A 22,944-nucleotide genomic window follows, 5' to 3' on the forward strand; every position below is an offset into this window, starting at 1 on the left:
ACCGATGGCGCTGTCGCTTCGTGCCGCCACTTTCGGCGACGCGCCCGCCATTGCAGCCGTCTACGCGCCGTACGTCCAGCACACGGTCATCTCGTTCGAGGAGATCGCGCCTACGGCCGAGCAGATGCACGACCGCATGGCCGCGAGCATCGCGTCCCATCCCTGGCTCGTTGCGTGCCGTGACGGCGAGGTGGTCGGCTACGCGTACTCGTCGCGGCACCGCGAGCGCGCGGCCTATCGGTGGTCGGTCGACGTCTCGGTCTATCTCAGCGCGCGATGGCACCGGGGCGGAATCGGGCGTGCGCTGTACACGACGCTGCTGGCCGCGCTGCGCGAGCTCGGCTTCGCACGCGCGTACGCCGGCATCACGCTTCCCAACCAGGCCAGCGTGGGCCTGCACGAGGCGATGGGCTTCACGCTCGTCGGCGTCTACCAGGGCGTGGGCTACAAGAACGGCGCCTGGCGTGATGTCGGCTGGTGGGATTGCCGTCTCGATGGCGCGATGCCCCAGCCGCAGGAGCCTCGTTCCTTCGCTGAGCTGAAGAACTCGCGCGCGTGGGAGCGATGCCTCGATGCAGGCATGCGCCTGCTGGCGCGCTGAGCGTGGCCGCGCCGGTGACTCGACAACCGGCTCCGCATGGCTTAGGCCTGACTACAGGACGTGTGTCTGGAGCGTTCGAGGAGCAAATGCCGTGGCCGATCCCATCAAGCTCGACGAACTGCAGGTCGATCGAAACAACCTCTACCGCGAAGACGTCTTCACCGACCTGCGCGTGGCATCGATCCGCCGGCTGATTCCGATCAAGGCCGACGGCAGCGACGACCCTTCGCGGCCGACGCTCTTCACTGCCGAAACCCAGATCCTGACCCCGCAGGGCCTGGTCCCGGTCCACGCGCCGGTGGAGGCCGGCTCTCTGCAGGAAGCGATCGACAAGTTTCCCGAGGCCATCCAGGCGGGCGTGGACCGCATGATCGAGGAGGCGCGCGAAATGCGCCGGCAGGCGGCCAACCGCATCATCACCCCGCAGGAAGCCGCGGGCGGCAAGATCATCCTCGGCTAGGGAATCGTCGGGCAGAAAAAACCGCGGCCGACGGTGGGGAGCCTATTCTCCTCATCGCCGACCGCGGCACCGGGTGCGCCCGTAATGGGCGGTTCGTGTATATGCACCTAAAGTGCGCGGGTCAAACGGCGCCGTCCGTGCCCTGGCAGTCGTGGGGGCTCTCGAAGAGCCGGGTCCCGGAAGGCTGTCTGGCCGCGCCGATCGCCACCGTCAGGTCCTCGAGCATCCGCTCCAGGCGCTCGGCCCCGAGCTTGGCGACGACCTGCCTCTGAACCTCCTCCCATAGCGGCAGCGCCGCCTGCAACGCCGCTTTGCCCTCCTCGGTCAGGCAGATGCTGCGGATGCGCTTGTCGTCGCCGCAGTTGGTGCAGATCAGGCCCTGCTTCTCCAGGGGCTTGATGTTCCGCGTCAGCGTCGTCCGATCCATCACCAGAAGCTCGGCCAGCCGTGAGATGGGCAGGCTGCCGGCCTTGTGCGTCATGGCCAGGAGCCCGAGCTGGGTCGCACGCAGCCCGCACGGTCGCAACGCCTCGTCGTAGAGCTGGGTGACGGCGCGCGCTGCCTGCCGAAGGTTGAGGCAGACGCAGTCGCCGGCCGAGCGCGGCGGCGCGGGCCTGTCGGGCGGATTGCTCATCGTCGGGCGCTGCGAAGCTGCGCTCGCTATTCGTGCGCCTCGTGCTCGGCGCCGCCGTGATTGCACCTGGTCTTGAGCTGGCCCTTCTCGTCGGTGGTCGCGACGATGTTGGCGCGGTATCCCGCACCGAGCTCGGCCTGCACGCCGCCGCCGGGCACTTCGATGGCAGGCGCCTGTCCTGCCGTCCTGGCGTCGGCCTCGGCCGCACCGGCCGCCGCTCCAGCGGCCGGCGGCGTCGTCAGCTCGCCGGTCTCCGGATCGATGTAGGCTCGCACGCCTGCTCCTTCGGGAGCCTTGGCATCGGCCGCGGCCTCGGCCTTGCCGGCGCATCCGCAACCGCCGGCTTCCTTTGCCTGATCGCAGGCCTGCTCCTTCTGGGCGCACGAGGGGTCCCCGCATTCGGCAGCGGCCGGCGTGGCCGACAGCGCGGCCGCCGCGGCCAGTGAGACCGCCAGCGCGGCCGATCGGTGGATGATCCGGTAGCTCTTCATCGCAAAACCTCCTGGCGCCGCCGGGGCGCCTGCGTCCGGCCATAGTAGGCGTTGCCAGCAGTCGGAGCGAGTCGGTGGACGCCGGGCCGCCGCTCGACGGCAGCACGGCCGTCACGATGCCGGCGTCAGCGTTGCATCGATGAGAGGGAGAGCGAACGGGCGTGGATGGCGGAGTCGTGGCAAGTGCGTCGCGCGTCGGGCGCTGAGCGCGGCACGATCACGAGGCGCTAACGAAAAACTAACCAAAAACGGAAGCCGGAATTCTTCCCCTGCACCCCGTGCCGTGCGAGAAGGCGCACATGGCACGCGAAACGATTCTCGTCGTCGAGGACGAGGACGATATCGCCGAGCTCATTCGCTACAACCTGCAGACCGAGAACTACACGGTCGTGGTAGCCGAGAGCGGCGAGAAGGGCCTGCAGGCGGCGCAAACGTCTCCGCCCGATCTGCTGCTGCTCGATCTGATGCTGCCGGGCATGGACGGCCTGGAGGTGTGTCGCGCGCTGAAGGCGGATCGAAACACGGCGAGCATCCCCATCATCATGGTCTCGGCGCGAGGAGCCGAGAGCGACGTCGTGGCCGGTCTCGAGCTCGGCGCCGAGGATTACGTGACCAAGCCCTTCAGCACCAGGGTGCTCATCGCACGCGTGCGTACCACGCTGCGGCGCCGCAATCGCAGGGTTCCGGACGAAGACGAGCCGATCCGCATCCATGACATCGAGATTCATCCCGGACGACAGCAGGTGCGTGCCGACGGCGCCGACGTCGCACTGACCAACACGGAATTTCGCATCCTCCACTTCCTTGCGCGACGGCCGGGTTGGGTCTTCACGCGCTACCAGATCGTCGACGGCATTCGCGGCGAGAACTATCCGGTAACGGAGCGATCGGTGGACGTGCAGGTCGTCGCCCTGCGCCGGAAGCTCGGCGGCTTCGGCGGCCTCATCGAGACGGTGCGCGGCGTCGGCTATCGCTTGAAGGAATAGCGATGACGCGCGTGCGCCTGCTGTGGCAGATCGCGCTGCCGCTGGTGGTTCTCGTGATCGTGTCGCTGGGGGCGCTGACATGGGGCGCCTCGGGCATGGTCCACGACTTCCATCTGGACCGGACGCGCGAGGATCTGTTCGCGCGCGCCGCGCTGGTCGAGCATGCACTGGCCGAGGCCTTGCCGGCGGCGCGCCGTCACGAAATCGATCCGGTGGCCAAGCGCCTGGGCTCGCTGGCCGGGATGCGCGTGACCGTCATCGCGCCCGATGGCACCGTTCTCGGTGAGTCCGACCGCGACCCGGTCTTGCTCGACAACCACGCCGGGCGTCCCGAAGTGGCCGAGGCGCTGCAACACGGCCAGGGCACCGCCATTCGTTTCAGTGACACCGTGGAAGTGCCGATGATGTACGCCGCTCGCGCGGTCCGCCCCGCCGGCGCCGTGCTCGGCGTCGTGCGAATCGGGCTTCCGCTTGCGAGCCTCGAAGGCGCCGTCTCCACGCTGCAGATGCGCGCCGCCATCGCCGCGCTGGTCCTGGCCACGGCGGCCACGGCTTTGGGTCTGTGGATCGCCCGCCGCATCACGCGCCCGCTCGAGGACCTCGAGGTCATGGCCGAATCCTGCATGGCCGGCGAGGTGCCGGCGCGGGCGCCGGCCGCTGGATCCAGCGAGATCGCTCGCGTGGCCGAAGCCGTCCACCGTCTGGCGCACGAGCTCGATGCGCGCATCCGCAGCCTCGTCGCCGAGCGCAACGAGCAGCAGGCGGTGCTCGGCAGTATGGTCGAGGCCGTCCTGGCGGTGGACACGCGCGAGCGCGTCATGGCGCTCAATGCCGCCGGGGCCGATGTCTTCGGCGTCGATCCGGAGAGCGCAGTCGGACGCAGCATCCAGGAGGTCGCGCGCAACAGCGACCTGCACCGTTTCGTGGCCGAGGCGCTGGCAGCCGACGGTCCCATCGAACGCGAGCTCGCGGTGCATGCCGAGGCGCCGCGCTATCTGCAGGCGCACGGCGCGCCGGTGCGCGACCGCGACGGCGTCCGCATCGGAGCGGTCGTCGTGCTCAACGACATCACGCGCATGCGGCTGCTGGAGACGGTGCGGCGCGACTTCGTCGCCAACGTCTCGCACGAGCTGAAGACGCCCGTGACCTCGATCAAGGGCTTCCTGGAGACGCTGCTGGGCGGCGCGATCGACGATGTCGACAACCGCCGGCGCTTCCTCGAGATCGCCTCCCGACAGGCCGACCGTCTCGGCGCGATCATCGACGATCTGCTGCTGCTGTCGCGGGTGGAGCAGGAGTCGGACCAGCAGACGCTGGAGAGGCCGGTGACGTCGCTGGCGACGGTCGTGTCCGAAGCGGTCGACGTCTGCGCACTGGACGCCGAGCGCAAGAAGATCGAGCTGCGCGTGCAGTGCGGCGACGGCGTGCAGGCGCGCGTCAACGGAGCGCTCGTCGAGCAGGCGGTGGTCAACCTCATCGGAAACGCCATCAAGTACTCCGAGGAAGGCTCCACCGTCGATGTCGAGGCCCGGCGCGACGGGGCCGACGCCGTCATCGAGGTGCGCGACCGCGGCGTCGGCATCGAGGCCGAGCACCTGCCGCGCCTGTTCGAGCGCTTTTATCGCGTCGACAAGGCCAGAAGCCGCGCGCTCGGCGGCACCGGCCTCGGCCTGGCCATCGTCAAGCACATCGTGCAGGCGCAGGGGGGCACCGTGACGGTCGCGAGCAGGCCGGGCAGCGGCAGCACGTTCGCGCTGCGTTTTGCGGCCGCGTGAAGAGGTCGTGAGCTCCATCGGCGCGTGACGCAGGCCTGACGCAATACTCACGTGCGGCTCACGAGCCGCTAACAAAGACTTTCTAACACTCCTTTCGTGCGAGCGGCCGTGAGCCGCCGCGCGAAAAGGAGCATCCAATGGTCAATCGATGGGGACTCGCCGTGGGCGCAGCGATCGCGTTCGCTCTTGCCGCACCGGCTTCCCACGCTCAGGACAACACGTTCAAGGTCTTCTGGAAGGACGGCGTGCGCGCGGAATCGGGGGACGGCGCGTTCAAGCTCAAGCTCGGCGGACGCATCATGTACGACGCCGCGTTCTTCGATGCCGATACCGGACTGGAAGAGGGGCTCGGGACGCGCGCCGCGCCACCGTCGGCGACGGCGCCGCTCGGCGGGCCGGCGCTCAAATTCAAGGATGGCACCGAGCTGCGCCGCGCGCGCATCGAGCTCGACGCCATCATCTACGAGCGCTTCCTGTTCAAGGCCCAGTACGACTTCGTCGACACGCGCGCGAACATCAAGGACATGTGGCTCGGCGTGGATGCGCTTCCCTACGTGGGCACGCTGCGCATCGGTCAGGTCAAGGAGCCGTTCAGCCTCGATGAGCTGACCAGCAGCAAGTACGACGAGTTCATCGAGCAGGGGCTGCCGACGGCCTTCACTCCGGGTCGCAACCCGGGAATCACCATCCAGAACGCGGTGCTGGACGAGCGCGTGCAGTACGCCGCGGGCATCTACCGCAACGCCGACGACGCCGGCAACAGCGGCGGCGACGGAACCTGGGCGATCACTTCGCGCATCACCGGCCTGCCCTGGTACGGCGCGGAGAACAAGCTCCTGCACATCGGCGCCAACTTCACCTATCGCGACGTGGCCGGCCGCTTGCGTTTCAACAGCCGGCCCGAGTCGCACCTTGCGCCCAACGTCGTCGATACCGGCAACATGGAAGCGAACTGGATGATCGCCGCCGGCCCCGAGCTGGCCTTCGTCTACGGCCCCTTCTCGCTCCAGGGAGAGTTCATCTACACCCACGTCGATGGCGAGACAGGGACGGCCAACCCGGTCGGCGAGCAGGGCTTCTACGGCTACTACGCCTACGCCAGCTACTGGCTGACCGGCGAGAGCCGCAACTACAAGACCGCGGTGGCCGAATTCGACCGCGTCAAGCCCGCGCGCAACCTGCTGCAGAGCGGCGGCTGGGGCGCCTGGCAGGCGCTCGCGCGGTTTTCGTCGATCGACCTCGACGACAGCAACGGCATCAAGACCGTCAACGGCGGCAAGGCGTGGGATTTCACCGCCGGGCTGAACTGGCACTGGAACCCGAACATGCGGCTGATGTTCAACTACGTCTACACGGACGTGGAGGGGCTTCCGGCCGATCCCGCCATACCCGGCGGCCCCGAGCGCACGGGCAACGCTCACATCGTGCAGGCGCGCGCACAGGTCGACTTCTAATCAAACCCTAACATTGGCGTGCCAGGGTCGGCCCGTTTTCGGCGCGACTCTGGCAACGCCGCACCCGGAGATCGAAAACATGAAATTCCCAAGGATGATCGTCACGGCGGCAGCGCTGTGGGTTGCGAGCCTCTCGAGCGCGCAGGCGCAGCAGGTGAGCGTCGACCCTGCCATTCCCGAGTACACGCCGGTGCAGGGCGTCTCCGGCACGCTCAAGAGCGTCGGCTCCGACACCATGAACAACGAGATGACGCTGTGGGCGGAAGGCTTCAAGAAGTTCTATCCCAACGTCCAGATCGAGATCGAAGGAAAAGGCTCGTCGACGGCGCCGCCGGCGCTGATCGCCGGTACTGCCCAGTTCGGCCCCATGAGCCGCGAGATGAAGGAGGCCGAGATCGCCGACTTCAAGAGCGCCTTCGGCTACCCTCCCACGCAGGTCGCCACCAGCATCGACATGCTGGCGGTCTACGTGCACAAGGACAATCCCATCAAGAAGCTGTCGCTCAAGGATACCGACGGCATCTTCTCCAAGACGCGCAGCACCGGCGCCGACAACATCACGACGTGGGGACAGCTCGGTCTGACCGGCGAGTGGGCGGGCAAGACGATCAGCCTGTACGGGCGCAACTCGGCCTCGGGCACCTACGGCTTCTTCAAGGAGCACGCGATCGCCAAGGGCGACTTCAAGGACTCGGTCAAGGAGCAGCCGGGCAGCTCGGCCGTGGTGCAGGCAGTGGCCAGCGACAGATACGGCATCGGCTACAGCGGCATCGGCTACAGGACGGCCGACGTGCGCGCCGTGCCGCTATCGAAGACGCCTCCGGCCAGGGCGGTCGAGCCGACGCCCGAGAACGTCTACTCGGGCGACTACCCGCTGGCGCGCGTCCTGTACCTGTACATCAACCTCAAGCCCGGCACCGAGCTCGATCCGCTGCGGCGCGAGTTCCTGCGCTTCATCCTCAGCCGGCAGGGCCAGCAGGTCGCGGTGCAGGACGGCTACTTCCCGCTGACGGCCGCGCTGGTGGCCGAGCAGAAGAAGGCACTGGGCCTCGAGTAGACGGGGGGACGAGGCTGGTGCGGCGCTGCAAGTCCCCGCGCGTGTCGCGCCAGCCTCGGTCGTCGCTCCGATGACGCAGCCGAAGCGACGCTACCGCCGCGCACTCTCGACGCGCCCGTCGGTGCGCCTGGCCGACGCCGCCGCGCGCACTCTCATCCGCATCGGCGGCATCGGTACCATCGTCGCCGTCTCCACGGTCTGCCTGTTCCTGGTCTGGGTGGCGGCGCCGCTGTTCGGTCGCGACCGCCTCGAGCAGCCGGCACCGGTCGCGCACCTCGGCGCCGGCGAGTCCGTGGTGGCGCTGGCGGCCGACGACACCGGCTCGGTGCTGTGGACATACACATCGCAGAACCGCTTCGTCGTCATGGCAGCCGCTACCGGCGTCGTGCTCGAAGAGCTGCGCCCGCTCGTGCAGGCGCCGGCCGCCTACTCCTTCGCGATCGGCAGCGGCGAGGCGATCTTCGGCTTCGCCGACGGCAGCACGCGGCTGCTGCGCGTGGAGTTCCACACCGAGTATCGCGAGCCGTCGGCGCTGCCCGAGGCGGCGCGCTCGCGGGCCACGGGCGAGCGTTTCGTTCTGGAAGGCAAGGTCGCCGAACGCGTCGGCATCGACCAGTTCGCGCTGCGCGGCGTTCGCGTCTCCGTGGACGAGCCGATCGCGGTTTCCCAGCTGGGCTTGCACGCGGTGGATCTTACCCGCACGCCGTCAGGCCCGGCGTTCGCATCGCTCGATGTCGGTGGCGTGCTGCGCGTGACGCAGGTGTCGCGCAGCCGCAACTTCCTTACCGGAAAGGACAAGCTCACGGCCGAATCCGGGGAGTTGGCGCTGCGGCCGGTTGCCGACCATGGGCTGCCGCAGTGGGTCTCGCTCAGTGGCCTTGCCAACCAGGCGCTGGCCGTGTGGAAGGACGGGCTGGCGGTGCGCGTGGACGTGCGCGACCTGACTGCACCGGCCATTGCCGAGGAAATCGATCTGTTGCCGGAGCGCGATCGGACGCTGACGGCGGTCTCGCTGCTCAACGGCAAGAACACGCTGCTGGCGGGCGACTCCTCCGGCAGGCTGCGCGCCTGGATGCGATCGCCGGCACCGGCGATGAGCACTCGCGACGGGCTTCATCTGGTGCTCGCGCACGACCTGGGAAGCGCGAGCGCTGCGGTCACTTCGCTGGCGACGTCCACGCGCACGCGCTCGGTCGCCGCCGGATATGCCGACGGCTCGCTGCGCGTCTTCCACGTCACCACCGAGCGCCTGCTGGCGCAGGCCGCCACGGATGCCGGTGCTCCGGTTTCCGCCATCGCGGTCGCTCCCGGCGATCGCGCGGTGCTCGCGTGGGACGGCCGGGTGCTGAGGGCGGCGCTGGACTCGCCGCACCCCGAGGCCTCGCTGCACGCCTACCTGCGTCCGGTCTGGTACGAGGGCTACGCGGCGCCCGAGCACATGTGGCAATCCTCGAGCGCCAGCGACGACGCCGAGCCCAAGCTCGGACTGTGGCCGCTGATCTTCGGTACGCTCAAGGCCACCGTCTACTCGATGCTCTTCGGCGTGCCGCTGGCACTGCTGGCCGCCATCTATACGAGCGAGTTCCTGCGGCCCGAGGCGCGCGCGCGCGTCAAGCCCGCCATCGAGCTGATGGCGAGCCTTCCGAGTGTCGTGCTGGGCTTTCTGGCTGCGCTCGTGATCGCGCCTGCCATGGAAGGGTCGGTTGCGCATATCCTTGCCGCGGTCGTGGCGGTGCCCTTCGCGTTGCTGCTGGCGGCGCATGTCTGGCAACTGCTGCCGCGCGTCGTGCGCGCGCGCTGGGAGAGCCATCGCCATTTCCTGGCGGCGCTCGCGCTCACAGGCGGCGCAGGCATGGCCGTGATGGCCGGCCCGGCGCTGGAGCGAGTGCTGTTCGGCGGCGACATCCGACAGTGGCTCGACGGCCAGGGCGGCAGCGCTCTGGGCGGTTGGCTGCTCCTGACCACGCCGGCCGCCGCGCTGCTGACGATGGTCGCCTCCGCGCGCCTCCCGCAGCCGGCGCCGCAGCCGGGCGCATCGCTACCCGCGCGCGCGCTGGTGCGCTTCATGGCGGGATCGCTGATCACGGTCGCCGTGGCCGTGTCGCTGTCGGCGGCGCTGTCGGCTGCGGGATTGGATCTTCGCGGCGGTGTCCTTGGCACCTACGTGCAGCGCAATGCGATGGTCGTCGGCTTCGTGATGGGCTTCGCCATCGTCCCGATCATCTACACGATCGCCGACGACGCCCTGAGCAGCATTCCCGAGAGCCTGCGCGCCGGATCGCTCGCTCTCGGTGCAACGCCCTGGCAGACCGCGATCCGCATCGTCGTTCCCACGGCTGCCAGCGGGCTGTTTTCGGCGATCATGGTCGGTCTCGGGCGTGCGGTCGGTGAGACGATGATCGTGCTGATGGCGGCGGGCAACACGCCCGTGCTGCAGTGGAACGTCTTCAACGGCTTCCGCACCCTGTCGGCCAACATCGCCGTGGAGCTGCCCGAGGCGGTGCGAAACAGCACGCACTACCGCACGCTGTTTTTGGCTGCGCTGGCGCTGTTCGCGATCACGTTCGCGCTCAACACGATCGCGGAGCTGGTGCGGCAGCGCTTTCGCGAGCGGGCCTACCAGCTATGAGCCTGAGCGCCTCACATTCTGCGAGCGAGACGGCGCGGCCGCGAGCCGTCACGGCCGCAGCGGCCAGGCGGCGCGCGCGGGCAGGCACGCTGACCCTGAGGGCGTTCGGCGAGCCGATGCTGTGGCTGACCGCCGGCGCGCTGGCGGCTGCGCTTCTGATGATCGGCGGGCTGATCGCGCTCGTGCTCGTGCAGGGCGTCTCCACGTTCTGGCCGTCCAAAGTCATGCAGATCGAGACGAGCGACGGCCGCCGCCTCATGGGCGAGGTCACGCGCGTGCAGTCGTACCGGCCTTCGGCGGCCGTCCTCGAGGCGCTGCCGGAGCGGTCGCGCGATCGCCCGCGAGCGGCTCTGGCTCGTGCGGAGGGCAGCGCGCAGCGGCGCCTGCTGCGCATCGGCAACTACGAGCTGACCGGAGAGCACTTCGCGTGGGTCAGCGATTTCGAGATCGGCTCCGAGAGCATGCCGCGCTGGGTGGTGGTCATCGAGCGGCGGACGTGGGGCCGCTTCTACGGCGAGCCCGTCGCCTTCACCGTCGACGATGCGATCGTCGCGGACACGCCGCAGGAGGCGTGGCATCGCTACGAGGCGGCCATAGGCGAGGTGCAGGAGCGCTGGCGCGAGCGCCGGCGGCTCGAGACGCACGAGATCGGAGAGGTGAACGGCCGGCTCGAGCAGGGCCGCCTGCGCATTCGTGCAGCCGAGCTGGAACACGGCCGTCATTCCGCCGAGCGCGCCAGGGCCGAAGCGGAGTTTGCCGATGCGCAGGCGCAGGCGACGGCGGACTTCGAGCGGATCCGTGCCGCCGTGCGCGCGCTCGATGCGGAGAACGCGCGCTATCGGCTCGTGATGCGCACGGCCGCGGGACAGGAGGCGAATATCGCGCTGGCCGACATCGTGCGCGCCTATCCGGCCAACGTCCTTGGGCCGGCAGGCTCGCTGCAGCTTTACCTTTCGCGCTGGTGGGAGTTCCTGGCCGACGAGCCGCGCGAGGCCAACAGCGAGGGCGGGGTGTTCCCGGCGATCTTCGGAACCGTGGCGATGACGCTGATCATGTCGCTGCTGGTGACGCCGTTCGGCGTGCTGTCGGCGCTCTACCTGCGCGAGTATGCGCGCGGGGGAATCGTCATCAGCACGGTGCGGATCGCCATCAACAACCTTGCAGGCGTTCCGAGCATCGTCTTCGGCGTCTTCGGCCTGGGCTTCTTCTGCTACATCGTCGGTGCGGGCGTCGACCAGCTGCTGTTCGCCGAGAAGCTGCCGACCCCGACCTTCGGCACCGGCGGCATCCTGTGGGCATCGCTGACGCTGGCGCTGCTGACGCTGCCCGTGGTGATCGTCGCGACCGAGGAGGCGTTGGCGGCCGTGCCCAACTCGATGCGCGAAGGGTCCTACGCCTGCGGTGCGAGCAAGTGGCAGACGATCCAGCGCATCGTGCTGCCGCGCGCACTGCCCGGGATCATGACCGGAATGATCCTGGCCATCGCCCGCGGCGCCGGCGAGGTGGCGCCGCTGATGCTGGTCGGCGCGGTCAAGCTGGCACCCGAGCTGCCCATCGATGCCACGGCGCCCTTCCTGCATCTGGAGCGCAGCTTCATGCACCTGGGCTTCCACATCTACGACCTGGGTTTCCAGAGCCAGAACAGCGAGGCCGCCAAGCCGATGGTGTTCACGACGACGCTGCTGCTGATCGCGCTCGTGACGCTGCTCAACCTGACCGCCATCTGGCTGCGAGGCCGGCTGCGGCGGCGTTTCGTGTCGAGCCAGTTCTGAGGAGGATGAATGCTTTCTCGTGCGGGAGTCATGGTGGCCGCCGGTAGGGAAGGGGCCGGCGCGCGCGGCGACAGAACCGTCTCGGACGCCTCCCGCGCCGGCGACGTCCTGGCGGCGGCCGCGCGCGGCGACGCCGTTGCCACCGAAGTGCATGCAGCCCTTGCGGGCGAGGACGCGGCCGTGGCGGTCGAGGGCTTCAGCCTCTGGTACGGCAGCGCTCAGGCGCTGCACGACGTCTCGATGATCGTGCCGCGCGGAAAGGTCACCGCGCTCATCGGCCCTTCGGGCTGCGGCAAGTCGACGCTGCTGCGCTCGGTCAACCGTCTCAACGACCTGGTCCAGAACGTGCGCATCCGCGGCGACATGAAGCTGTCGGGACGCTCCATCTACGACGACTCGGTCGACGTCATCGCGCTGCGCAAGCGCATGGGCATGGTCTTCCAGAAACCCAATCCGTTCCCGATGAGCATCTACGAGAACATCGTCTACCCGCTGCGCATCGACGGCGAGCGCGACCGCACCGTTCTCGATGAGGTCTGCGAGACCAGCCTGCGCGGCGCGGCGCTATGGGACGAGGTGAAGGACCGGCTGCACCAGAGCGCGCTCGGATTGTCGGGCGGGCAGCAGCAGCGGCTCTGCATCGCCAGAGCGATCGCCGCCGACCCCGAGGTCCTGCTGATGGACGAGCCGTGCTCGGCGCTCGATCCCATCGCCACCGGCCGCATCGAGGAACTGATCGCCGAGCTGCAGGGCGAGTACACGATCCTGATCGTGACCCACAACATGCAGCAGGCCTCGCGCACCAGCGACTATACGGCCTTCATGTATCTGGGCCGGCTGATCGAGTACGGCGGCACCTACGAGATGTTCAGCCGCCCGCACCTGAAGGCGACCGAAGCCTACGTCTCGGGCCGTTTCGGCTGAGCAGGGGGAGGAAGTGGCCAAGCACATCGCGCACGAGATCGAGAAGCTCAAGCGCCAGATCCTGGAGCTGGCAGCGCTGGTCGAAGAGGCCGTCGCCAGAAGCGTTGCGGCGTTCAGTGATCGCGATGCCGCGCTGGGACAGCAGATCATCGAAGCCGACGATCGCATCGATGTCATGGAGGTGGACGTGGAGGAGGAATGCCTCAAGCTGCTGGCGCTGTACCAGCCGGTGGCACAGGACCTCAGGTTCATCGTCGCCTGCTTTCGTCTCAACAGCGACCTCGAGCGCATCGGCGACCTTGCCGTGAACATCGCCGAGCAGGCGGTCTACCTGTCGGGAGTGCCGGCGCCCTCGGTCAGGCCGCTGGACGTGGGCGCTTTCGCGAAGCACGTTCGCGCGATGCTGTCGGGAGCGCTGGACGGATTCGTCAACATGGATGCGGGCACCGCCCGCCGCGTGTGCGCCGCCGACGACGAAGCCGACCGCATGCACCGCGACACGTTCACGCGCGTCGAGGAAGCCGTGCGGAGGTATCCCGCCGAGTTCGCGGTGCTGACGCACTACCTGTCGGTGTCGCGCTACCTCGAACGCATCGCCGATCACGCGACCAACATCGCCGAGGACGTCATCTACATGGTCGAGGGAGAGATCGTGCGCCACCGGGAGCCGACCGAGCGCTGAAGCGTTTTCCCCACGTCCTTTTTTCTCGCAGAGCCGAGGGCGAACGGATGACGGCGGCTGCGGCGCGCATGCCGCAAAAGCCCATATTGAACCGTCTCCTCTCGGCCCGCTGTCTCGCTCCAATACACGGCCGGCGACGCCCCCGATGGATGAAAAATCAGCGACTTCGGAGGCTTGGGCGCGTGCACGAGAAACGGTCCGTCCCTTGCTCCGTCCAGTGCGACCGGCGTTCCGACGTTGCCGGCCGAGAGGAGCATCGGATGAGGATCAGCGCGTACGCAGCCGCCAAGACGAACGAAGCGCCCGAGATGGCCCGCGAGCCCGAAGGCCGCCTGATGCTCGCCGTCCTCGAAGACGCCCTGGTCTGCTTCCAGCGCGGCCTCGAATCGGAAGTTCCCGACCACCGCCGGCATTTCTGGGCAGTCAATCGCTGGGTGGCCAGCACGGAAAGCGACTGGCTGTTCTCGTTCGAGAACATCTGCACGACGCTCAAGCTCGACCCGCAGTACATCCGCGCGGGCCTGCGCGAGATGAAGGTGAAGGCTCGCATGCAGGGCGTCGCCTCCAAGCAGCGCATCGTGCGGCGCGAGCGGGCACACCGGCGCACCAGACTCTGCGCGACCGCGACCGCCTGACGCGTATCGCGGGTCCGCAAGCAACGGCTGCAGCGCCGAGCGCCCGTGCGCTCGCGCTGCGGCCAGCTTTTTCGCCTAGTCTCCCTCCAGAAGCTTCTCGAACTCGGCCACGTCGCGGCGCATCGCCGCAAGCTGCTCCTGCGTCAACGATCGTCGCTCGGTGCCGTGGTACTGGAGTGGATCGAGCGTCTTTTCGCCGCGATCGAGCTGGTAGTGGAGATGAGGAGCGGTCGAACGACCGGTGTTGCCGGTCAGCGCTATGACCTGGCCCGCGCTGACCTTGTCACCCTGCTGCACGCGGTTCTCCGACAGGTGCAGGAACTTGGCGAGGACGCCGTCATCGAAGCGCACCTCGATGCAGTTGCCGTTGGCGTTCCAGTTCCAGTTGACGCGAGTCACCGTGCCCGCGCGCGGCGAGCGCACCTCGGTCCCGACCGGCGTCTTGAAATCCATTCCCTTGTGCGTAGGCCGGTCCTTGAGAAGGCTCGTGATCTGCTCGTAGTGATCGAGCGGCCCGTTCTTCAGACGTAGCGCAGCCTCCGACCCGTCCGGATGCCAGTAGCTGGCATAGGTGTCGCCCGGCATCTTCCAGCGATAGGCGTGGATTGCCTTCCCGAGCTTCTTCGACTGCAGGCTGGCGGCGGCAATCTCGGGAAAGCCGTCGGCACCGATCCGCCAGACGGCCGTCAGGCTGTCGCCGCGCTGCAGGTCGCGGCGCAGGTCCAGGTCCCAGACGAACAGACGCGTGTAGACGCTGCTCAAGGCGTCGCCGGCTTCGCCCGCTTCCACCTGGAATGTCCGCGCCAGCGAGTGCTCCACCGTTCCGCGCAGGATGCTCCACTCGCCGCTGCCGCGTTCGGGCTCGTCCTCATCCTGCTCCGCATCGGCCGCGGCGCCGGCGGCTTCGCGCGGCTGATCCGCGGGCTCGGCTGGCGCACCGGCCACGGGGACCTCCGGCGGCGGCTCGAACAGAGGCGCGTCGGCCCGCTCGGAGCCGGAGCCGCCAAAGAGCAGCACGACGTTGAGCGCCAGCGAGCAGGCAAGAAGTCCGTAGAGCACCCAGGGCGTGTCGTTGTTTGCGGGCATTGCGGGCCTCGAAGGAAGAAGGGGCGGCACCCCTCGGGTTTCGGCCGCGCGAGCGGCCCGAAAAGCGACACGTCTAACGCCGCTTCGACCGGCGGTCCAACGAGCGGTGTGCCTTGCACGGTGCGCCGTGCGACCTCGCACAGCGGCTGCGGGTGCAGTTCATTTTCCGGCCCGACAATGCCACTAGGACCGGCGCGGCCGTGCCGTCGCTGGCGGCGCGGCCGCAGACGTTCTGCAGAATCACGGGCTCATGGACATCCTGCGCACCCTTCTTCTGATCCTGGCCATCGGTGTACTCGCGTGCGTGGGTGGTCCGGCGTCGGCTCAGCCGTGGCCGCCGTCGTCGATTCCCGAGCCCGAGCCCGACATGGTCCCGTGGGGCCCTCGCGATCGCGACGCGTACCGCGAGCGTGACGAGTACGCCGAGCGCCGTGCTTCCGGCGCCGCCGCCCAGCTCTGGCTGCTCGAGCAGGCGCTGGATCGCTATCGCGAAATCGAGCGGCGCGGCGGCTGGAAGAAGGTCCCGACCGACCTGTCGATGGGCCCGCCGTATTCCTACGACTGCCGGCGCATCGAGATGCTCGAGGACCGGCTGCTGGCCGAAGGATACCTGCGCCGGCGCAGTACGCCGCCGCCTCCGCCGCCGGTGCCGATGCCACCCGCAGGCAATCCGCCACGACCCGTCGCGCCGCCTCCGCCGCCCGAGCCTCTCGGCCAGGGCGGCCCATGCGAGTACGGCCGTACGCTGGCCGACGCCGTGCGTGCATTCCAGAAGGACCGCAAGGTGCTCGGCGACGGCCAGGTCGGAGCGCTGACGTTTGCGGAGCTCAATCGGCCGGTCGGCGAGATCGTCGACATCCTCGAGCAGGACGTGGAGCGGTGGCGAGACGTGTCGCTGGACCCGTCGGGAACCTACCTGCTCGTGAACATCCCGTTCTTCGAGCTCATCGCCTACGAGCGTGGCCGCGAAGCGCTGCGAATGCCGGTGATCGTGGGGCTGCCGACCTGGCAGACTCCGTTGTTCAGCGACGAGCTCGAGCACATCATCGTCAACCCGGACTGGGGAATTCCCGACACCATCGCCAAGAGCGAGATCTGGCCGCTGCAGAAACGCGATCCGAATTATTTCAAGCGCGAAGGCATTACCGGAGGCGAGGGCGGCCTGCGCCAGAAGCCGGGGCCGCGCAACCCGCTCGGCCGCATCAAGTTCATGATGCCCAACAAGTACAACGTCTACCTCCACGACACGCCGCACAAGAAGGCGTTCAACGCCGCCGTGCGCGCGCTCAGCCACGGCTGCATTCGTCTGAGCCAGCCGATCGAGCTGGCCACGTACCTGCTGCGCGACTCGGAGTGGAGCCCGCGCCGCCTTCAGGCCGCGATCAGCTCCGGCCGCACCCAGCGGATCAACCTGCCGCAGCACATGCCGGTGCACATCATCTACTCCACGTCGCGCGTGAACGAGGACGGCAGAGTCGAGTTGCGGCCGGATGTGTACCGCAAGAACCGGCGGTCGCATCGCCCGCCGCCGCCGGTCGAGCGCATGGGAGAGGAGATCGACGTCGGGCCGTAACGGGCAGTGACGGCGCGGCGCCTCAGCGCCCGGCCTGCGGCAGCGCGAACACGAACAGTGCGCTGCCGCGCGTCCCGCCGTACATCTCCGGCGCGAAGCCCTTCATCCAGCCGCCCCACCCCGTGGGCACCGCAACGTACTGCCTGCCGTCGACCGAATACGTGACGGGGTTGGAGTGGATGCCCGTGCCGGTCTGGAACTGCCAGAGCAGCTTTCCGGTGCGTGCATCGAACGCATCGAATTCCCCGGTGGGCTCGCCGGCGAAGATCAGTCCGCCGGCGGTGGACAGGAGCGAGCTGAGCATGGGATGGCGGCCCTTCCACGCCCACACCTGACGCCCTGTCGCAGGATCGAATGCCTTGATCTGTCCGCCGCGCACCTGCTGCGGTGAAACGATCGCATCGCCGCCCCACCACGAAAGCCCCTCGCGAAACTCGGTGCGCATGCGGCGGAAGGTCCCGCATGCATCGACGGTCGGCGTGTAGAGCAGGCCGGTCTGCGGGCTGTAGGTCGCGTGCGGCCATTCCTTGGCGCCAGCGGGTCCGGGACAGATCTCGACGCCTTCTTCGGTCGGAGACAATGCGACGCGCACGTTGCCCGAACGATCGATGCTGCCCCACGTCGTTTCGCTGAACGGCTGCACGCTGACGAGCGCGCCGTTGGTGCGGTCGAGGATGAACAGGTAGCCGTTCTTGTCGAAGTGGGCCAGCAGCCGGCGCCCGCCGCGATCGAAGAGGATCATCTCGTTGACGCCGTCGTAGTCCCACAGGTCATGAGGCGTGAACTGGTAGTGCCACTTGCGCCGGCCGGTGTCCGGATCCAGGGCGACGACGCTGTTGGTGAAGAGGTTGTCGCCGGGCCGGACGGTGCCGTCGAAGTCCGGCGATGGGTTGGCTGTGCCCCAGTACAGAGTGTTGAGCGCGGGGTCGTAGGTGCCGGTTATCCATGCGGCTCCTCCGCCGCGCTCCCACGAGCCTTCCTGCTGCCAGGTCTCGCTCCCCTCCTCGCCCGGCTTGGGCACGTTGTAGTGACGCCACGCCGGCTGTCCGGTGTCGACGTAGAAGGCGTCGATGTGCCCTCGCACCCCGTACTCGGCGCCCGAGGAGCCGACGATGACCTTGTCGCGCACCACCAGCGGCGCCATCGTCGCGCTCTCGCCGGCTTTCACGTCGACGAACGTCTTCTGCCACACCAACTCGCCGGTGGACGCGTCGAGGGCGAGCAGCTGCCCATTGATGGTCGCCATGAAGACGAGGCCGCGCGCGACAGCGACGCCGCGATTGACGTTGCCGCAGCACAACGGCACGTCCAGCGGGATCGGGTGCCGATAGCGCCAGAACAGCTTCCCGGTGGCCGCATCGAGCGCCCACAGGTACCCATCCCATCCCGACAGATAGAGGACGCCGTCGACGACGATCGGTGCGGCTTCGAGCGAGTAGGTTGCAGGGGCGGCGATCAGGCCCAGCACGCCGGCCTGGAATACCCATGCCGGCTGCAGCCTGCGCACGTTGCCGGTGTTGATCTGGTCGAGCGTGCTGAAGCGCTGGCCGTCGTACGCGCCGTAGTAGGTCAGCCAGTTGTGCGGCTCCTGCCGGGCGCGTTCGAGCCGCTGCGCGCTGACCGCGCGGACCACCGGCGGCGCTGCGCCCTTTTTCGATGCGTCCAGCTCATCGAAGCGCACGCTGGTCTGCGTGATGGGATACTGCGCGGGCACGTGCCGGCATCCCGGCAACGCAACCACCGCCGCAGCAACGACGAGGATGGCAGGCGCCAGCATTCGCGTCACGGCCGCTTCTGTCTCGGGCGATCCAGCCGCGCCTCCTCGTCCACCGTGCCCTTGACGATGACGAGCCCGAGCATGCCACGGCCTGCATGATTGGAAACCGGGCAGCCGAACCAGTACAGCCCCGGCTGATCGAGCTCCAGGGTGGCGCGGCCTCTGGTCTTCGGCGGCAGATCGAGCAGATGCCGCTCGCCCTTGTTCGGCAGGAAAGCCATGTGATGAGCCGTATCCTCGTTCGAGATGTCCAGGTGGATCCGTCCGCCTCGGGGCATCACCACGATGGCAGGCTTCCAGATGTACTCGTTCTCCGGCACCGCGATTGCGGCATGCATGACGCCGTCGGCGCCGACGCGGGCGCGCGTGAGGCCGCCATGCGCGAAGAGCCGCCCCACGATGGCCTCGTTCTGATGATCCACCTCGGGCAGCTCGTTCACGAGCGCCACCATCTCCGGCGTGAGCTGCTTCAGCGCGTTGGGGCGAAGCAGGCGCGCGTACTCACATGCGGCCAGCATCGTGACCGCCACCGCGGTTGATGCGGCACGCAGCCTGCGCGAACCAGCCATCGCTCGATCCTTCGCGCTCAAAGCCGGATCCGTCAAGACGCTTGCGAGGGAATCCTCGAGACGCCTCAGCCGGCGTAACGGATGCGGGCGCCCTCGGTTCGGCGCGCTGACTAATTCCGGCTTGCGAATACATGTATGAATGATACATGTACACCGTGAGCCTGTTCATGCACGCCCTTTCGACGCAGGGAGGACCCGCCGGCACCGGAGAATGGCGACGCGATGGCGTCGGGGACGCCGACGAATCGCCGCCCGAGCACTGCGAGTCAGCACCGCCCGAGCACAGCGAGTCATCGCCGCCCGCGCGCTCCGAGTCATCGCCGCCAGAGCTCCGCGAGTCATCGCCGCCCGAGCGCTCCGAGTCATCGCTCCCCGAGCACGATGGAGTCGCCCTGGCCCCGCTTGCCAACAAGAGCTCTCCATCCAGCGCCGAAGCGGCCAAGGCTGCGAGCCGGCATCTGCGCGCGCACCTGGCCGAGGCGCTCGTCGATGCTTCGCCGAAGATGGAAGAGGATGAGGTGCAGGTGCTGAAGTTCCACGGCGCCTACCAGCAGGACGACCGCGACTGGCGCGAAGCCGCCAAGTCCACCGGCGGCGAGCGTGCCTACAGCTTCATGGTCCGCGTCAAGGTGCCCGGCGGCATGCTGAGCGCCGCCCAGTACCTGGCAATGGACCGACTCGCCGACGAGGTGGTGAGGGGACGCAGCCTGCGCGTGACGACGCGGCAGAACTTCCAGCTCCACGGCGTGCTCAAGACCGATCTCGTGCGGACCATCCGTGTGGTGAACGAGTGTCTTCTGACGACGCTGTCGGGCTGCGGCGACGTCGAGCGCAACATCGTCGCTCCGCCCGCGCCGCTGGCGGATGCTGCGCACGCATCGCTGCGCGCGCTGGCGGGCGAGCTGACGGCCGCGCTGGCTCCGTCCACCAACGCCTATCACGAGATCTGGCTGGGAGCGCAGAAGGTGGATTCGAGCGAGGAGCCCGCCGACCCTCTCTACGGCGAGACCTACCTGCCGCGAAAGTTCAAGACCGGCCTCGCGCTCCCCGACGACGACGCCGTCGAGGTCCTGGACCAGGACTGCGCGCTCATCGGGCTCGTCGCGCGCGATCGGCTCTACGGCTTCAACATCGCGCTCGGCGGCGGAGGAGGGCTGACGCATCGCAAGCCCGACAGCTACGCGCGCCTTGCCACGCCGCTCGGTTCCATCGATGCCGAGCACGTCGTGGAGGCGGTTCGCATCGTGGCCGGTATCTTTCGCGATTTCGGAGATCGCACCGACCGCAAGCACGCACGCCTCAAGCACGTCGTCGAGGAGCGCGGCATCGACGCCGTGCGCGCGGAGTTCTGCCGTCGCGCCGCCTTTCCGCTGCGGCCGTGGGTGAAGCTCCCGCCGCTTCAGCGCAAGCTCTGGCTGGGGCGGCACGAACAGGGCGACGGGCGTGTCTTCATCGGTGTGGCGCTTTCGGCGGGCCGCATCGCCGACACACCGGCGCTGCGGCTCAAGACCGCGCTGGCCGCTGCCGTTCGCGCGGTCATGCCCAACATCGTGCTGACACCGCAGCAGAACATCCTGTTCACCGACATGACGCCGCAGGACGCCGACCGGCTCGAGTCGGTCCTGCATGCCTATCGCATCGAAACCGGCGCCGGCCTGACCCCGCTGCGGCAGCAGGCGCTGGCATGCCCGGCGCTGCCCACGTGCGGTCTGGCGCTGGCCGAGGCCGAGCGCGTGGCCCCCGACGTCCTCGACGAGCTCGAGCGCGAGCTGATGCGGCTGGGACGCGCGCGCGCGCCGCTCGACCTGCGCATCACCGGCTGCGCCAACGGCTGCGTGCGCACCTACAACGCCGAGATCGGCCTGGTCGGCCGCAAGCCCGGCCACTACGACATCTACGTCGGCGGCGGTCCTGAGCATCTTGCGGAAATCTACGCCGAGGTCGTGTCGCAGGAGGCGGTCGTGCTCTGGCTGCGCCCGTTGCTCGAATGCTGGGCGAGCGAGTCCTTGCAGGATGAAGGGCTGGGCAGCTTCTACCGGCGTCGATTCGGCAGCAGCCGTCGTGCCGACCTGTGCACCGGCGCCAAGGATGATCCGGCGTGGAAGCGGGTCGCGGCGTCCTCGCGGGATGAGCCCGTGATGGCCGCACATTCGCGGTGATCGCTCGGTTTGCCACGGTCGCAGCGACACGCTCATAACTCGCCTGCATGCGCCTGACCGATTACACCGACTACGGCCTTCGCGTCCTCGTGTACCTCGGCACCACCGGCGACCGTCTCGTCACCATCGATGAGATCGCCGGGCACTCCGGGATCTCGCGCAACCACCTGATGAAGATCGTGCACCGGCTCGGCCAGCTCGGCTACGTCGCCACCGTGCGCGGCAAGAACGGTGGCGTGCGCCTCGGCGCGCCTCCCGCGAAGATCAAGGTCGGCGACGTCGTTCGCGATCTCGAAGAAGAGCTCGGCACCATGACGGCCGATGCTCCGAAAAAAGGCCCGGCGCTGCAGCCGGCCGATGCGGTGCGGGCGGTCCTTCAGGATGCCTTCGCCGCATTCGCGCGCGTGCTCGACGACACGAGCCTGGCGGATCTGGTCGAGCCCTGCCTCGGCCGTCGCAGCCGCGGGACCCGATGACAAAGGGCATGCCTGCCCCGGCGCAAGCCCGCGGCGGACCGGCTACTCCGAGGTCAGCTCGTTCATGCGCTCCATGACGCTGACGAACTCTTCGATCATGTCGGCCACCACTCGCCGCGCCGGCATCGGCGTGTTCATCTGTCCCACGCACTGGCCCACGAAGTAGGTGACGAGCTGGCGCGCGCCCGAGTCCGGCTGATGCGCGACGCGGTGGATGCGCCGCTGCGCCTCGGCGATGAGCACGCTCTGCAGAGGCATCGGAAGCGTGTCCGGCGCATCGGGCGCCTCCCACGCGTCCGTCCACGGCGAGCGCAGCATTCGAGCCGGCTTTCCCGTCAGCGAGCGCGAGCGCAGCGTGTCGGCGGAGGTGGCCGCCAGGAACTTCTCGCGAATCACCGGCGTCGTCTCGGCTTCGTTGGTCGTCAGCCACACCGACCCGCACCAGACGCCTTCGGCGCCCAGGCACATCGCCGCGGCGACCTGGCGTCCGGTGGCGATGCCGCCTGCGGCGAGCACGGGGATGGGAGCGACGGCATCGACGACCTGCGGCACGAGGACCATCGTCGCGATGTCGCCGGTGTGCCCGCCGCCCTCGGTGCCCTGCGCAATGATGATGTCGGCGCCGGCCTCCTTGTGCGCGATGGCGTGGTCGAGGCGGCCGGCCAGCGCCGCCACCGGAACTCCTGCGGCGTGCGCGCGTTCGACCAGCCATGCCGGCGGCGATCCGAGCGCCGATGCGATGAGCCGGACCTCGTGCTCGAACGATACGTCGATGAGCGGCGCCATGCTCTTGGGGTCGACGCGCAGACCGGCCATGCCGCGCTGCTCGCGCTTGCCGTCGCTCGAGGGCGGAAGCTCGGGCACGCCGTAGCGCTCCAGCAGCTCCTCGAGCCACTGCTTGTGCTCGTCGGGAATCATCTGGCGCAGGCTGCCGGGAGTGATGCCGCCTTCCTCGGAGCCGACGTACTTGCGCGGGATCAGCAGGTCGACGCCGAAGGGACGCCCTTTGGTCTGCTCACGAATCCACTTCAGGTCGACGTCGAGCTGCTCGGGCGTGTGCGCGACGGCGCCGAGCACGCCCATGCCGCCGGCGTTTGTGACGGCGGCGACGACGTCGCGGCAGTGGGTGAAGGCGAAGATCGGGAAGTCGATCCCCAGCATCTCGGTGACTTTCGTTCGCATTCGGAACTCCTGCTGTCGCGCC

Annotated in this window: 20 protein-coding genes; 14 read left to right on the plus strand and 6 right to left on the minus strand. The window is 68.6% G+C overall.

What is annotated here, in order from left to right; all coding sequences use genetic code 11:
• Positions 1–4 precede the first annotated feature (4 nt).
• Entirely contained in the window at positions 5–601 is a 597-nt protein-coding gene (locus VEC57_10315) for an arsinothricin resistance N-acetyltransferase ArsN1 family B (protein ID HYB99510.1), read from the plus strand.
• A 91-nt stretch (positions 602–692) separates the two neighbouring features.
• Positions 693–1,061 carry a hypothetical protein gene (locus tag VEC57_10320; protein HYB99511.1) on the plus strand — a complete coding sequence of 123 codons (369 nt, stop codon included), beginning with the start codon at positions 693–695 and terminating at the stop codon, positions 1,059–1,061.
• Between the two features lie 121 nt (positions 1,062–1,182).
• Here VEC57_10320 and VEC57_10325 read toward each other — a convergent pair whose 3' ends face one another.
• Together VEC57_10325 and VEC57_10330 are read right to left on the minus strand one after the other, a co-directional pair.
• Positions 1,183–1,695, minus strand: a complete 513-nt coding sequence (locus tag VEC57_10325; protein ID HYB99512.1) for a MarR family winged helix-turn-helix transcriptional regulator — start codon at positions 1,693–1,695, stop codon at positions 1,183–1,185.
• Between the two features lie 26 nt (positions 1,696–1,721).
• Entirely contained in the window at positions 1,722–2,186 is a 465-nt protein-coding gene (locus VEC57_10330) for a hypothetical protein (GenBank protein HYB99513.1), read from the minus strand.
• A gap of 299 nt (positions 2,187–2,485) precedes the next feature.
• Between VEC57_10330 and VEC57_10335 the strand changes: the two genes are divergently transcribed.
• The 9 genes from VEC57_10335 (at position 2,486) to VEC57_10375 (ending at position 14,100) form a co-directional block, all read left to right on the plus strand.
• Positions 2,486–3,172, plus strand: coding sequence for a response regulator (locus tag VEC57_10335; protein HYB99514.1), 687 nt, complete (start codon positions 2,486–2,488; stop codon positions 3,170–3,172).
• Between the two features lie 2 nt (positions 3,173–3,174).
• On the plus strand, positions 3,175–4,947 hold the full coding sequence (locus VEC57_10340) for an ATP-binding protein (GenBank protein ID HYB99515.1): 1,773 nt from the start codon (positions 3,175–3,177) through the stop codon (positions 4,945–4,947).
• Between the two features lie 137 nt (positions 4,948–5,084).
• Positions 5,085–6,401 (plus strand): porin, encoded by a 1,317-nt coding sequence (locus VEC57_10345; protein ID HYB99516.1) that lies wholly within the window; start codon positions 5,085–5,087, stop codon positions 6,399–6,401.
• Positions 6,402–6,480: 79 nt separating this feature from the next.
• On the plus strand, positions 6,481–7,458 hold the full coding sequence (locus VEC57_10350; GenBank protein HYB99517.1) for a phosphate ABC transporter substrate-binding protein: 978 nt from the start codon (positions 6,481–6,483) through the stop codon (positions 7,456–7,458).
• A gap of 70 nt (positions 7,459–7,528) precedes the next feature.
• Positions 7,529–10,087: an ABC transporter permease subunit gene (locus VEC57_10355; GenBank protein ID HYB99518.1), complete on the plus strand. Its 2,559-nt coding sequence runs from the start codon at positions 7,529–7,531 to the stop codon at positions 10,085–10,087.
• Positions 10,088–10,203: 116 nt separating this feature from the next.
• Positions 10,204–11,859, plus strand: a complete 1,656-nt coding sequence (pstA, locus tag VEC57_10360; GenBank protein ID HYB99519.1) for a phosphate ABC transporter permease PstA — start codon at positions 10,204–10,206, stop codon at positions 11,857–11,859.
• Between the two features lie 9 nt (positions 11,860–11,868).
• Positions 11,869–12,783 carry a phosphate ABC transporter ATP-binding protein PstB gene (pstB, locus tag VEC57_10365; GenBank protein HYB99520.1) on the plus strand — a complete coding sequence of 305 codons (915 nt, stop codon included), beginning with the start codon at positions 11,869–11,871 and terminating at the stop codon, positions 12,781–12,783.
• A gap of 13 nt (positions 12,784–12,796) precedes the next feature.
• Complete coding sequence (gene phoU / locus VEC57_10370; protein ID HYB99521.1) at positions 12,797–13,465, plus strand: phosphate signaling complex protein PhoU; 669 nt, start codon at positions 12,797–12,799, stop codon at positions 13,463–13,465.
• A gap of 260 nt (positions 13,466–13,725) precedes the next feature.
• Complete coding sequence (locus tag VEC57_10375) at positions 13,726–14,100, plus strand: hypothetical protein (protein HYB99522.1); 375 nt, start codon at positions 13,726–13,728, stop codon at positions 14,098–14,100.
• Positions 14,101–14,175: 75 nt separating this feature from the next.
• On the opposite strand, the gene VEC57_10380 is transcribed toward VEC57_10375, so the two are convergent.
• Positions 14,176–15,186 carry a M23 family metallopeptidase gene (locus tag VEC57_10380; protein HYB99523.1) on the minus strand — a complete coding sequence of 337 codons (1,011 nt, stop codon included), beginning with the start codon at positions 15,184–15,186 and terminating at the stop codon, positions 14,176–14,178.
• A 250-nt stretch (positions 15,187–15,436) separates the two neighbouring features.
• Here VEC57_10380 and VEC57_10385 point away from each other — a divergent pair, with 250 nt between their 5' ends.
• Entirely contained in the window at positions 15,437–16,759 is a 1,323-nt protein-coding gene (locus VEC57_10385; GenBank protein ID HYB99524.1) for a L,D-transpeptidase family protein, read from the plus strand.
• A 22-nt stretch (positions 16,760–16,781) separates the two neighbouring features.
• Here the strand turns inward: VEC57_10385 and VEC57_10390 are convergent, their stop codons facing one another.
• Both VEC57_10390 and VEC57_10395 read right to left on the minus strand, forming a co-directional pair.
• A complete protein-coding gene (locus VEC57_10390) occupies positions 16,782–18,536 on the minus strand; it encodes a PQQ-dependent dehydrogenase, methanol/ethanol family (protein ID HYB99525.1) in 1,755 nt (584 codons plus the stop codon).
• A gap of 5 nt (positions 18,537–18,541) precedes the next feature.
• A complete protein-coding gene (locus VEC57_10395; GenBank protein HYB99526.1) occupies positions 18,542–19,105 on the minus strand; it encodes an MSMEG_3727 family PQQ-associated protein in 564 nt (187 codons plus the stop codon).
• Positions 19,106–19,260: 155 nt separating this feature from the next.
• Between VEC57_10395 and VEC57_10400 the strand changes: the two genes are divergently transcribed.
• Positions 19,261–21,264 carry an NADPH-dependent assimilatory sulfite reductase hemoprotein subunit gene (locus tag VEC57_10400; protein ID HYB99527.1) on the plus strand — a complete coding sequence of 668 codons (2,004 nt, stop codon included), beginning with the start codon at positions 19,261–19,263 and terminating at the stop codon, positions 21,262–21,264.
• Positions 21,265–21,311: 47 nt separating this feature from the next.
• Positions 21,312–21,740: an Rrf2 family transcriptional regulator gene (locus tag VEC57_10405; protein ID HYB99528.1), complete on the plus strand. Its 429-nt coding sequence runs from the start codon at positions 21,312–21,314 to the stop codon at positions 21,738–21,740.
• A gap of 42 nt (positions 21,741–21,782) precedes the next feature.
• Here the strand turns inward: VEC57_10405 and VEC57_10410 are convergent, their stop codons facing one another.
• Positions 21,783–22,922: a nitronate monooxygenase gene (locus VEC57_10410; GenBank protein HYB99529.1), complete on the minus strand. Its 1,140-nt coding sequence runs from the start codon at positions 22,920–22,922 to the stop codon at positions 21,783–21,785.
• Positions 22,923–22,944 lie beyond the last annotated feature (22 nt).

This window comes from Candidatus Limnocylindrales bacterium, from assembly GCA_035626395.1.
Lineage (GTDB): Bacteria > Desulfobacterota > Binatia > UBA1149 > CAITLU01 > DASPNH01.